At 42.1% G+C, this 12223-nt stretch carries 11 protein-coding genes; 4 read left to right on the top strand and 7 right to left on the bottom strand.

Translation table 11 applies throughout. From position 1 onward, the window contains the following. Nucleotides 1–405: 405 nt before the first annotated feature. Nucleotides 406–1530: a tyrosine-type recombinase/integrase gene (locus tag AB6D58_RS13510; protein WP_102367749.1), complete on the bottom strand. Its 1125-nt coding sequence runs from the start codon at nucleotides 1528–1530 to the stop codon at nucleotides 406–408. Between the two features lie 329 nt (nucleotides 1531–1859). Here AB6D58_RS13510 and AB6D58_RS13505 point away from each other — a divergent pair, with 329 nt between their 5' ends. The 4 genes from AB6D58_RS13505 to AB6D58_RS13490 all read left to right on the top strand — a co-directional run bounded on the left by AB6D58_RS13505 (nucleotide 1860) and on the right by AB6D58_RS13490 (nucleotide 6122). After that, the gene (locus AB6D58_RS13505; RefSeq protein ID WP_136987190.1) at nucleotides 1860–2993 is read left to right on the top strand and encodes a hypothetical protein; all 1134 of its coding nucleotides are present in this window, start codon (nucleotides 1860–1862) and stop codon (nucleotides 2991–2993) included. 76 nt (nucleotides 2994–3069) lie between these two features. Further along, complete coding sequence (locus tag AB6D58_RS13500) at nucleotides 3070–3366, top strand: hypothetical protein (RefSeq protein ID WP_102305834.1); 297 nt, start codon at nucleotides 3070–3072, stop codon at nucleotides 3364–3366. Between the two features lie 410 nt (nucleotides 3367–3776). Continuing rightward, nucleotides 3777–4954 (top strand): IS3 family transposase gene (locus tag AB6D58_RS13495; protein WP_372157532.1). Its coding sequence is split into 2 segments (ribosomal slippage): nucleotides 3777–4035 and nucleotides 4035–4954, totalling 1179 coding nucleotides; the frame shifts between segments, so codons are not numbered across the junction. A 142-nt stretch (nucleotides 4955–5096) separates the two neighbouring features. Further along, on the top strand, nucleotides 5097–6122 hold the full coding sequence (locus AB6D58_RS13490) for an EAL domain-containing protein (protein WP_372157530.1): 1026 nt from the start codon (nucleotides 5097–5099) through the stop codon (nucleotides 6120–6122). Between the two features lie 452 nt (nucleotides 6123–6574). On the opposite strand, the gene AB6D58_RS13485 is transcribed toward AB6D58_RS13490, so the two are convergent. The 6 genes from AB6D58_RS13485 to AB6D58_RS13460 all read right to left on the bottom strand — a co-directional run. Then, a complete protein-coding gene (locus AB6D58_RS13485) occupies nucleotides 6575–6811 on the bottom strand; it encodes a hypothetical protein (protein WP_136987187.1) in 237 nt (78 codons plus the stop codon). A gap of 493 nt (nucleotides 6812–7304) precedes the next feature. Continuing rightward, nucleotides 7305–8222 (bottom strand): hypothetical protein, encoded by a 918-nt coding sequence (locus tag AB6D58_RS13480; RefSeq protein ID WP_372157528.1) that lies wholly within the window; start codon nucleotides 8220–8222, stop codon nucleotides 7305–7307. A 269-nt stretch (nucleotides 8223–8491) separates the two neighbouring features. After that, a complete protein-coding gene (locus tag AB6D58_RS13475) occupies nucleotides 8492–8707 on the bottom strand; it encodes a hypothetical protein (protein WP_081231368.1) in 216 nt (71 codons plus the stop codon). 89 nt (nucleotides 8708–8796) lie between these two features. Continuing rightward, nucleotides 8797–10140: a hypothetical protein gene (locus AB6D58_RS13470; RefSeq protein ID WP_372157527.1), complete on the bottom strand. Its 1344-nt coding sequence runs from the start codon at nucleotides 10138–10140 to the stop codon at nucleotides 8797–8799. Between the two features lie 3 nt (nucleotides 10141–10143). After that, complete coding sequence (locus AB6D58_RS13465; RefSeq protein ID WP_372157525.1) at nucleotides 10144–11565, bottom strand: hypothetical protein; 1422 nt, start codon at nucleotides 11563–11565, stop codon at nucleotides 10144–10146. Between the two features lie 91 nt (nucleotides 11566–11656). Then, a partial coding sequence (locus AB6D58_RS13460; protein WP_372157523.1) for a hypothetical protein occupies nucleotides 11657–12223 on the bottom strand: 567 nt, incomplete at its 5' end.

Raw genomic sequence — 12223 nt, 5'->3', positions numbered from 1 at the left:
GGTACAAACAGGGTTACTTGACTGCTTAGTATGAAACTTTATTCCTCTCCTACAGGTGTCAAATCGCACTTACCAAGTAACCAAAGACCGACGTACCATGAGATTCGTTCCTTAGCGGCACGAATGATTGAAGAGAAAGGCTTAAGTGCCACAAAGAGGATGGCTCATAGCAATTCAAAAACAACGGAGATTTATACGAAACCTGATCAAGCCGTATGGAATGAGTGTGAGCCAGTTTCTGTATACCCGAACGACAACTAAAGAGATATAGCCAGCTTTTTCAGTAGTTTCAATTTGAGGCATAAAATGCAAATGCCCCAAGCTAAAATCAATATAGAGAAATTCAACCGACTCGGCGGATAATGAAACCCCGCAGCTGTCAGCTGCGGGGTTTCAAAAGACTGGTTATTTTCGTCCTCTAGATGCGCGTTTCTGTGCCATTGCACCATCTTTTGCCAATATTCCGCGACCGTACCTCATCACCATAGCCGGTGTGGACCAACGTCCAGCTTGCTGTACTTGCAAGATGGTGTATCCATCGGTCAATAAATCCTGACACGCGCCAACTCTTGCACTGTGGCCAGTAAAAGTGGCAATACCAACCTTGCCCAAATTAAGCGCTTCCCATGCTTTATTGAAGATCTGCTCGATAGTCCATGACGTCATTTTCTTATGTTTTTTGCCGCTTTCAGGGTGGGCTGGGTCGATTAACTTTGGTCTATATGGCGTGTTGTGTCGGCTCACACCGACGAACAAGAAAGCTTGTTCATCTGTGTCATCAAGCCCTGCTAATTCTACGTATTCATGAATAATATCAACAGCTTCTGGACTAAACACCACTGTATCTGGTTCGCCACTATGATTAGATTTCGTGATAGGGATAGTCAGCAAAGCCGTTCCGTCACCTGGGTACTCTAAGTGACCAAAACGGATGTTTGCGATTTCCGACGCACGAAGTAGGGTTTCATAAGCAACAGTCAGCAAAGCCAGATCACGACGATACCGTAGGCTAGGGGAATGACGCCACAATTCGGTTATCTTATCTAAGTGTTTCTCTCGAAACGCTGAAGCCTGTACAATTCGTTCACCCGCCTCAACTTTTCTTCGAAAGATACCGGCCATCTTGTCACGCACGATTTCATCAAGAAATGGATCCGGACAACCCGAGATACGATGAATTTTTGAAATGGCCCACGCATAAGATCGATTTGAGTTACGGTGTAAGTCGTCGACCTTATCTTCAAAGAATAATTCGATGGTTTCTGCGGCTGCTGGCAATGGGTGATGTTCATGCTCGTGACACCATTTCTCAAATCGTGACCAGTTGCTATAGAGTTGAGAAAGTGAGTTCTTAGCATAACGCTCTTCACGTTTATTGAACTCTCGCAAAAGATGGTTAATAGCATCTTGAATTTTTTGGTACTGTTCGTTCGATGTACCGTGCTTTCGTGCGAGCATGATCGCCTGGTGAACATGTTCTGGCCTTAAACGGGAAAAGTCCGTATGAAGTGAGATTTCAGTGCCGACCATATCATTTCCAACTTATGCTTTCGTAGTTCGTTACAGTCTAACCAATTCCATGCATTTTTTCTAGATCACATATAATTGTAATTATCTGAGATCTAGAAAATGTGCAATTTATGGCTTTAAATCTACGCGTGATTATCCTGACATTCAATTTATCTGAGTTAATTACAGTGTCACTTTTATTGGAGGGTAGAGGGGCTAAAATTCTAACAACAACGCATCCAGTAAATGAACGGTACATTTTTACCGTGCTTCGCTTCACACGACAATTATCGAACATCGAACAGGTGTTCGTTCGTTCTGGACGTTCGACCAATGTTCGATTATAATGAATGACATCGAAATCTGAACTTGAGTACCATCTAATGAGCGACATCAGCACACAGAAAGACCTTACCGCAGATCAACTACAACGACGCCAACGTGTTTTTGAAATTTGTGATTCGCTCTTCGTTAAAGGCGAGAAAACCAGTGTTCGCAATGTCTTATCAATGATGCCGGACGTTAAATCTACCTCCACGATTAACGTGGATGTCCGTGAATGGAACACTCAAGCTAAGAACAAACGAATGGACCTCTTCAGAGAACGAGGCTTTAGCGATGAATTTGTTGAATTGTTTTCAACTGAAATCACTCGATTAAGCGCCGCTAAAGATGCAGAGCACAATGCCGAAGTTCTCATGTATAAAGATGAAGCAGATCTGGCCAATGAACTCCTTTTGAAGACGGAGGGTGAGCTGGAGTTAGCCGGTGTTAAGCTTGAAGAATCAAACACTACAATTTCATTGAAAGACAAAGAGATAACCAAGCTTACAACCGAACTTGCGCAAAGCCAAAAGAACTGTGAAGGTATTGAACAACGGCTGACGGATGAGATTGGTGGCTTGCAGGACAAGTTGAATAATCAAAAAATCGATCTTGATAAGGCTCAAAGCCAAGTGGCCAAGACTGAGGTCAAACTCGAAAACCAAGAGACACTAATAGGCAACTTAGAAACTCAGCTCAATGAATGTCGAAACAAGATATCCGAACTAAGTGACACTGTGACTCAGAAATCCGGAGAAATCATCAGGTTCGAAACTCAGGCTCAGGGCGATATTCAACTGATCAAAGAATTACGTGAGAGTCGAAACAAATTCAGCACTGACCTAGCAGAAGTTGAAGCGGAATACATTACAACAAAATCTGAAAACGCACGCCTAGCCAGCGAGTTAGAGCAAGCAACGATAAGGTTTGGTACTGCATCAGAACGACTAACCTCTCTATCAGATCAGTTTACTGAGCTACGTATGTCTAACAGTCAAAACATTAGTACCATCGAAAGACAAGGTGCCTTCAGTAGCCGCCTAGAGGATGATGTTAAGCGTCTTACTCAGCAAAACGAAAGTCAAAAAGAAGAACTAGCGAATAACCAGACCATCATCAAAGAACTTGAGGCCAAAAACCTTCAATTGGGTAACAATTAGGTCCTATTCATTCGACACTCATTTTTCTATTAGATGGTGTACAACCATATGTGTACTCATCTAACTGGAGAGAATTATGAGAGCGACAACAAGCTTGTGTGATGTGTTCCAGGACACTAAATTTTCGGCAATCAAAGACAAGCTCCAAGACATTGCAGAAATCAATCAGAAGTTTCATGAGCAATTTCCCCACTATGGCCATCAACTGCGTGTTGCGAACGTCAACGGGGGCAGCATAGCTATTGAAGCCCCAAACAGTATGGTACTGACGCGTTTAAAGTTCGATAAGCAACAAATTCTTGCTTGGGCTGAGAAGATTGATTCAACAATCACTAACTTGAAACTGTCCGTTAACCCTACTCTTTATAAGTAGTGAGGATCAGAGATTCATGACGAAGGATCAGTCAAGCGGCGAAAATCGATTGTCTATTTGACAACAATGCAGCTCGTCCCACCTAAGATGAGTTTGTGGCAATATAATGCGCCATGACAACGTATTGACGAATCCACATGAAAATGTGGCAGAGTGAAAGTCGCCTAACAGCGACTTTTTCATTTCTACAGTAAGTTGCTCTACTCTATTGAGTCGTTCAAAAGATTCTATACATCCGATGCTTGAACCCTGCAGACTTTAAACTATTCACTCAAATCAACTTTGTGTATTTATCCACCAGCAACTAACAAATTTTGTGGATATCTAACTACCCTATATGTAGTGGTACGCTGAATTTGGTCACTTAGTTAGAGGTGATATCATCACCTCATAAGTTAACAGGTGACACTATGACAAAACGTACAAGAAGACTATTTAGCGCTGAATTCAAATTAGAAGCGGCACAACTGGTTCTAGATCAGAACCACTCTGTGACAGAGACTGCTCAAGCTATGAATGTTGGGAAGTCCACGATGGATAAGTGGGTTCGCCAACTAAAAGAGGAACGTCAGGGGAAAGCACCTAAAGCATCGCCGATGACGCCTGAGCAAATTGAAATACGTGAATTAAAAAAGAAGTTAGCTCGCCTTGAAGAGCATAATGAAATATTAAAAAAAGCCACGGCTCTGTTGATGTCGGACTCACTGAACAATTCTTGATAATCAAGAAACTCAAGCAGAGCCACAGCGTGAAAATATTATGTGAAGTGTTCAATGTTCATCGAAGCAGTTATAACTACTGGCGAAAACGTCCAGTAGAAATTGATGCCGAAACAGCAAAGCTCCGTAGTTTAGTTAGCGAGGCACATGCCGCAAGCAACGGTTCTGCGGGAGCGAGAACCATTGCTGACATAATAACGAGTCAGGGAACTAACCTGAGTCGCTACAGAGCAACGAAGTTCATGAAAGCCCTTGGTCTAGTGAGCTGCCAAGTGCCAAAACACAGGTATCGTAAAGCATCACAAGAACATATTGAGATCCCAAACCTCTTAGGCCGCCAGTTTGTAGTTACGGAGCCAAACAGAGTTTGGGTTGGTGACGTTACTTATGTTTGGACTGGCTATCGTTGGATGTACTTAGCCGTAGTTTTAGACCTGTTCGCTAGAAAAACGATTGGTTGGGCAATGTCATTATCGCCCGATAGTCGATTAACTCGTAAGGCTCTTGCCATGGCTTATGAGTCTCGTGGTAAACCACAGGGCGTCATGTTTCACAGTGATCAAGGCAGTCATTATACAAGCCGAAGTTATCGGCAATTACTGTGGCGCTTTCAGATCAAGCAAAGCTTATCTCGACGAGGAAATTGCTGGGATAATGCACCAATGGAACGCTTCTTTAGAAGCTTGAAGACGGAATGGATACCTACAGTAGGTTATCGGAGCTTTGCAGAGGCACAACAAGAAATTACTCGATACATTATTGGGTATTATTGCCAACTCCGCCCGCACCAATACAACGGTGGTTTGACTCCCAATGAATCAGAACGATTGTTCTGGTTAAACTCTAGGAACGTGGCCAATATCAGTTGACCACTACAATAGAGCTCAGAGGCTTAAAACCGATATTTGTACAATCTATGTATGAATTTAAGGGCCTTATTTGCACACTTATCATTAATATTAGAGTTCAATTGATTGGGACATGAAATGAACCTAATCGAGATAAGTAGCTATGACTAACTCAATACAAAATGAATATGCGAAGGAAAGGAACGTACTTGCGATATCTCTGTGTATGCCTTTACTAGCTACCGCTTGTCTAGCTGGGCTCTTGATTGGAAAAGGTAAAGTAGAGCTTTCTATCTTTCAAGAAGTAAGCGTCATTATGGCGTGCAGTGGGTTTATCATTGGGATCATCTTTGGCAATCGACTCGTTCTAACTCAAATGCAAAAAGTAATCACGATTCGCGAGAGAAATAACCAAGTACTGCGTATTAACACTGCTTTAGATAATGGTGACATCAAACCGTATTTTCAAAGTAGAGTTTCACAAACAAGTGGAAAGATAACGGGCTGTGAAGCACTGGCACGTTGGGAATGCCAAGGTTGCGTTATCCCACCTGCAGAATTCATCCCCTTCTCGATCAAAGAAGGCTTAATTTCAGAAATAGACACCGAAATCGCTGTACAAGCCATCGAACAATTAAAGGTTTGGCTGATAACAAATAAAATCACTGACGATTTCACTTTATCGTTTAATGTTGCCGCCGACACTCTACAGTGTACTGATTCAATCAAAAAAATTGCCAATGCTTTGAGTACAGTGGTCAATGAAAGGATATCAATAGAAATAGAGATTACAGAACAAACAAAAATTGAAACCAATGACATGATGCTCAGAAATATCGAGCTCCTGAAACAGTCGGGAGCCGATTTAGCTCTGGATGACTTTACTGCAGGTCACAATAGTATGACTATGTTGACGACCATCAAGTTCGACACAATCAAGTTCGACAGAAGCCTCATTACCTTTAAAGTCAATGATACAAGATCGCAGGAGATAAGCATTAAAGTGCTAGAAAACTTTGTCATCCTGTCTAAGCAGCTGGGGTTGAACACCACTCTAGAAGGGATAGAGACACCAGAAGCACTACAACTATACCAATCTTCAGGTATAGAGAGTTTTCAGGGCTTTTTATTTTCAAAGCCCTTGTCTTCCAATGACTTCGAACAACATTATACTAATTTCAACCATTAACACACGATGCCTAATGGAAGTTCCAAAGGTGGATTGGTCAATGTCAGTGGTCGTTTTGTATTGGCTCATGGTGACGCAAGATTAACGCTATCCGCTAATGAAGTAGAACAAATGACTAACTTGATTACCAACGCGTCTTAGTACGGCTAACGTAGAGGGAAAATGATGATAAAACGTATCAAATTTAATGTTTTAGGATGTGGTATGAACACGAGAACGTCAGCTAACTAACTTCTTGTGGATGTCGCACATGAGCGATTGAATAACTGGTTAGTTGAACAAGCAGTTTCTATTGTCAGTATTGAATCTATTTATGAGACTAAAATTGACACTGGCGACAGTAGATTTATTTGCCTACGACTTTGGTATGCTGACTAAACTGTAACCCACCACTAAGGCAAGAAAAGGAAAAAGTAACTGATGACCGAACTGGTGGGTGCTTTCAAAAACGTTTAGTTAACTGGCTCACTATCTTGAAGATCAGCCTTCACCGCCCCATCGACCAAGAGTACAGACACCGAATAAATAGACTGTTCAATGTTGCCATCTTCATTCATCCGTTCATAACCACCGATAGTCTTGTCCCCGTGCTGTTCTACCAATTGGCTCAGGGATTGTTGGTTCAAACTGCCCTCGCCTTCTTGCACTGATTCAGACGCGACAACTGACACAGAGACAGTGAAAGACATTGAGGCTACCAAAAAAAAAGCAAATTTCGAATTCATACATTTAATCTCTAATGGTCAAACATACTTGCTATATACAACAATTTACGAAAAATTTAGTTCTTGCTATAGCAATTAGACACATGGCCAGTATGAAATATCTGAATTAAAGCGTTATCGCTCTTGGCTGTCCATATTGTATACCCAAATGAACTGGGCCTAGCTTCTAAAGACCAATCGCTTTGGATCTCATATACGAACCTTGGTGTTTTTATGAAGGTGAGTAGCGAATGGCGATAGTAAGTTTCAACCGTGTCCTCTTTGATTTCTACAAATTCAGTCCAAGACAGGCAGACGGCAAGTAGGCAAAGAGATATCACTTCTTGCACCGGTGGGTGGTAACTATGGGATGAGCTGACCAGTGAGGTGTAAAACATAAACCCAATAAGGACAATGACCCAGCCTCTTACGAAATTTAAAACAGGCACCGTCGCTTGATATTTTGCATTAAAAATAGTCATTGAATTAACTCCGCAATACGTTGATAAGAACCTGGAACCTTACGACTAAACCAATCGTAACGATGTACTTTTTGATCTCGGCTAAATACGTAATCTTGGCTTTTGGTTTTGGTCCACACTGCAACCACCGATTTCGATTTGAATTCATCACTCAGAAACTCAATCGCTCTCGGGGTCATAAAATTTGGATTGATAAAATATGCAGATAGGCCCTTAGACCAACACATATCTATAAACAGTGGATCATCTGAGACAAACACTCGCTTGGTTTTGTTAGTGCCTTTTGTGTAAGACCGGATGAATGGTGATCTCGCGGAGCTGTATCCATTGAGTTTAATGAACACTAAGCGACCTTTGTTAACGAACAATAAGATGGGTTCGCCTTGAAACTCAGTGATGGCATCAATAACGGCATTGGGAACCCAACCGTTAACAGCGTTCACATATTCGATAAATTGTTCAGCGTCTGGAATACAGGATAGATGGTTAGGCACATTGCGTTCATCCACTGAAAGCCCCCACTCTTCCACTTCTTTTGGCAAGACTCTCATTCTCGCGATGTCCATAACGATATCCGTGAATTTGATATCTTCAGGTGTGAGTTCACGGTAAATGTCAGCAGGTATATTCAAACCGGCTAGGCGACATAATTCTATAATGGCGCGATGTGGTGTTACTGAGTGGTCGTTTGAATAGGCGTCGATAATCGAAGTAGATCCACAAGACTCACAGTTGAAACTGCCAGTGCCTAAAAAGTGGGTCCCCTTGTTTCCACAGGAAGGGCATAACAACTCGACCATTTCACCAGCACCTAATCTGGGGACCAAGTGACCAAAGGCTTGATCGATTGTTTCTTGGGTCATCTTTGGGAATAGATGCTCTTTCAAATATCCATTAACTAGATCGGAATCCATACGCATCTCCGTTTCATTCATTTACACCGAAGGTAGTAAAGAAAGAATGGAGCAATAACGCGATAAAATGGTTAAATAATGAAAGATATTTGGATGTTTATTAGGTGTGAAGGAGTAAAGAGGTGTCGAGGTAATGAAGATTGAGACTGGATAATTAAGTTTCCATTTTAACCTTTAGAGTAAAACTGTTGAATGTAGATCGCTTCAAACAGCATAATATTTTCCCTACTTGTGAAGCACATTGAAGGGAATGCAACGCGCAGCAGTCATTAATCATCGTCACCTTCAAAGGCTTTGTCTCGATCCATCTCATTTGAAAGCCAATGAACATATGGAAGACCTCCAAACAGTTTGTCTTCTTCTCTTTCAGGGGATGAATGACGATGAGATACGCCACGTCTCCTTACTCCAGAATTTTTGCGTCGGTTGTTCTGCATTCTATTACAAAAATCATCGTGGCTTTGTTGCTCAGTTCTTCGTGACATATTGTAATCTCCTGTTGTTGCATATTTTAGTTATACAACAAAAAAGCTACTAATGAATATGTTCCGTACCCAAATTGGGGGGAATGTATTTAGAAGTGTTGTATTGCTCGGTCTAGACAGTCGCCGGTATCCGCATTACAACCGATGATCACATTCTCACGGTATCGCGTTGAATCGTTGCCAAAGGCTGGCAACATTGCGCCCTGTGACACCCTACGAGGCTTTTTCTGGTGGGTAGCATCAAGTAAGCCATTGATATCCATATACGCTTGCCATTGCTTAGGCGACATCTGAGCGTATTGTTCCGGTTCTATGCCAATAGTGAGACGACTGGCCGCTGACCTACTAGCCGACATCGCAAAGTGTTCTATTTCTTTATCCGGCAATTCAACTGAATATTGGTATTCGAATTTGTCCCAAATACAGTAAGAGTAACTATCCACTTTTGTTTCTTTTGGTACAGGTTCACCCTTGAAGCTACCAACTCGTACAAATCTACTTTGTGAATAAAGCGGAAGCGTAAGTTTCGTGTCACTTTCATATAAAGCCTGTAGAACCGGTGAATGAAATTCAAAGGAGTTCGGTTCAATACAAAGCTGTCGCACTTTTAGCTGGTGGCCATCATCAAAGTGATTTCCTAGACTGATGCGAGAAGAAACATTTCCTTGATGCACCACTCGGTGGTACATGTCCATTGCATAACCGTTACTATCTATAATCGCAGCTAAACGAGAATCAAAGTCATGATTGCCATATGAGCTACCTCGTGAACGTAATGTAACCTTCACTCTGTTACTAGAAATGCGCTCGATACCTTCAACTTGAGTAAAGATAATGAAATCCGAATAATGCCGTGCAATTTCAGTCACAATTCGCATTGACTTAATATCACGTTCCACCAACTTGCTCTCATGAAGCTGCAGCTTTAGCGAATTAATCAAATCAGACTGTTCACCACGTTTACTCAAACTCTCGATCTGAGAAGACAACATCGTAATGCGCTTTCGAAGAGGATGACCAGGCTCCCTATGATATTGCTCCAGACTTCTTCTTAAAACTTCATCATTCTTTATCATTTCAAGCTGAGACTGGAACTCTCTTCTGTCTATATCCACATTGACTGTCAGTGATACACATTTAAAATCAGCACCAGTGCAGTTATTCACTGATTGACTAACTACATCCACATCGGCTACTAGAGGTAGTAGAACCTTCAATGTCTCTAGATAAGTTCCGTTATAACTTTGACTCGTCTTTACATAACCACGTAGATCCGCTTTAGAGACAGCTAAAAACGCAGCTTCATCTTTCAATTGCTGAAACAGAGCCTGCGTTACTTGCTCGCTCGGAACTACGCGCTCTACAGTTGCGTCGAATGGCTTTGCAGTCACTAGGCTAGACATTAGAAACAACAAAATAAACATACGTCCCATACATCACTCCTCCACTGTTAACGAACTCAAAGCAGTACCATACCCTGCGGTCTGTAAGCCCACGTATGGAACAACAAGAGGGTACGTTGGTTGATAGCGCTCAATTCTGAATGGGTATCTCATTCCGGCTGCGACTTTAGAGAAGGCAACATGGGGTTCGCCATTAAGCATCAACATGAATTGTTTAGGGGTTATAACCTGTGAAGAACACACCGCATCAATGCATCCTTGTCGGATCGTATTAATCTCATCTGTATAACGTGACTCTATCCATGCTCTATCAAAGTTGGAATCAACGAGAAGCCAATCATCAATATTCGTTTCATCCCCATGGAAATCCGTGGCTACCTCCCGGATACGAACAGTACTAAACACCGTCACATGGGACCCCAATAAAGTTGCCTGTTTTGTATCTTTAGGAAACACCAATTCTCCATTAAGCAATTCACAATAGGTTGGTATCCCTGAACGCTTGAATACTGAATCAGATTCGGAACCTTTTTCGTAATAGTACCCACGACCTATATGGACTATCTTTCCTGACACGTTGATTGCTACTTCTGGCTCTCGGTGAAACAACTGAGCTGTTGTCAGCGATTGATGTGATAAGTAATCATCTGCCGATGCGAATAACATGCAATGGTACTTAGCCCTAAATTCGACCTGCTCTATGGACAGCTCTGGGACACTCATCTTCATAGTCACATACCGAGTATCAGAGATTAAAGATGGAACGGCTTTTACCAGATCATTCATCTTCTCAGAACCAGGTAGGACAAACGAATAGGCAATGTACTGAGACGTTGATGGCTCACCTATTGAGTCAAACACAGGCACCTTATTCAGCTTAACTTCTTGTGGAACGAACCCCGTATCCTTAAATATCGTAGATACCTTGATACGTTTAACAAGCTCCTTTTGTTCCTTTGCTCTGAGCCTTAACCACTGAGAATAGATTCCGTCTTCTGCGCGGAACTCAATTGGTAACCGAGAGTGGCGTGACTCTATCAATGTAAATTGGTTTAGCTGCGCACTTAGTACATCTTTGGGCTTTGACTCAAGTTGCGACATGCCACTAGCACTGTTATGAAGGCTTTGAGTGATAGCCTTAGCAATTTGTTTATCGACTATCAATTTAATGGTTGTTTCTAAGCAAATGCCAACATCGCATTCAACTTTATCCTGAGCTAAGACAATAAGTTTCTGAATGGATGGCTGGTAGGAATACACAAGTCCATATTTGTCTCCCTTGGAAATGGTTTGCTCAACTCGTTCCAATGCATCAACTTTAGCGGCTTCCACACCTAAAGCTTCTAAGCCAACCGTAGTTTGCGCATCCATGATTAATAAACTTCTCCCTGAAACCTCATATGCTTCAGAAACGAACGACATGATCATCAATGCGATTGTGGTATATATCTTCATTCGGAAACCTAAAAAAAACCCTATTGGAGTTTGTATACACCAATAGGGTTTAGTTATTAGAAATATCGATTAAACGTCATCAATATGGGCATTATGTTAGTTTTGTGTCTTGATCATAATTCACGTCACCATCGATTTCTCCTACTGAACCTCCAAAGCCAACTACAGTATCAAGCTTGTCGCCATTGATAATTTCATCGGCGTCCATTTCAAGATTTGTCTTGTCGCCAGTAGTTAAAGCTGTCGCAATATCCAACTTATTAGAGTTGTCTCCTAAGTTTGCGTCAGACGTACTCGGGTCCATATGTCCATCGTTTGGAGCGTCAAATCCTGTTGATGCTAGTTGAGTACCACTTTCTCGCATCATAGAGTCATGTTCTGCACCATCGTTAGGTGCTACCGATGTGTCAAACTGGTTAGGAGTATCCATCGCTACTTGCGTACCCGATAGCTCAGTGCTTTGCTGCTCTTCGGCTCCAGTTACTGGCGCTTCAAAGCTCGTTGACGCCAAGTGTTGTTCACCCTCGCCCGTAGTTGAGTTCATTTCTCCACCACCATTTGGTGCTACCGATGTATCAAACTGGTTAGGAGTATCCATCGCCACTTGCGTACCCGATAGCTCAGTGCTTTGCTGCTCTTCGGCTCCAGTTACTGGCGC

Source organism: Vibrio sp. 10N.239.312.D08 (assembly GCF_041466145.1).
GTDB classification, from domain to species: domain Bacteria; phylum Pseudomonadota; class Gammaproteobacteria; order Enterobacterales; family Vibrionaceae; genus Vibrio; species Vibrio crassostreae_C.
The sequence above is the reverse complement of the archived record's forward strand: the minus strand, read 5'-3'. Positions and strand labels throughout refer to the sequence as shown.

What these genes read in the sequence shown, in the direction of transcription:
- AB6D58_RS13470 (WP_372157527.1), bottom strand. Translation starts at nt 10,140, where the DNA reads ATGGGACGTATGTTTATTTTGTTGTTTCTAATGTCTAGCCTAGTGACT.
- AB6D58_RS13485 (WP_136987187.1), bottom strand. Translation starts at nt 6,811, where the DNA reads ATGTCTTTCACTGTCTCTGTGTCAGTTGTCGCGTCTGAATCAGTGCAA.
- AB6D58_RS13480 (WP_372157528.1), bottom strand. Translation starts at nt 8,222, where the DNA reads ATGGATTCCGATCTAGTTAATGGATATTTGAAAGAGCATCTATTCCCA.
- AB6D58_RS13510 (WP_102367749.1), bottom strand. Translation starts at nt 1,530, where the DNA reads ATGGTCGGCACTGAAATCTCACTTCATACGGACTTTTCCCGTTTAAGG.
- AB6D58_RS13500 (WP_102305834.1), top strand. Translation starts at nt 3,070, where the DNA reads ATGAGAGCGACAACAAGCTTGTGTGATGTGTTCCAGGACACTAAATTT.
- AB6D58_RS13505 (WP_136987190.1), top strand. Translation starts at nt 1,860, where the DNA reads ATGACATCGAAATCTGAACTTGAGTACCATCTAATGAGCGACATCAGC.
- AB6D58_RS13490 (WP_372157530.1), top strand. Translation starts at nt 5,097, where the DNA reads ATGACTAACTCAATACAAAATGAATATGCGAAGGAAAGGAACGTACTT.
- AB6D58_RS13465 (WP_372157525.1), bottom strand. Translation starts at nt 11,565, where the DNA reads ATGAAGATATATACCACAATCGCATTGATGATCATGTCGTTCGTTTCT.
- AB6D58_RS13475 (WP_081231368.1), bottom strand. Translation starts at nt 8,707, where the DNA reads ATGTCACGAAGAACTGAGCAACAAAGCCACGATGATTTTTGTAATAGA.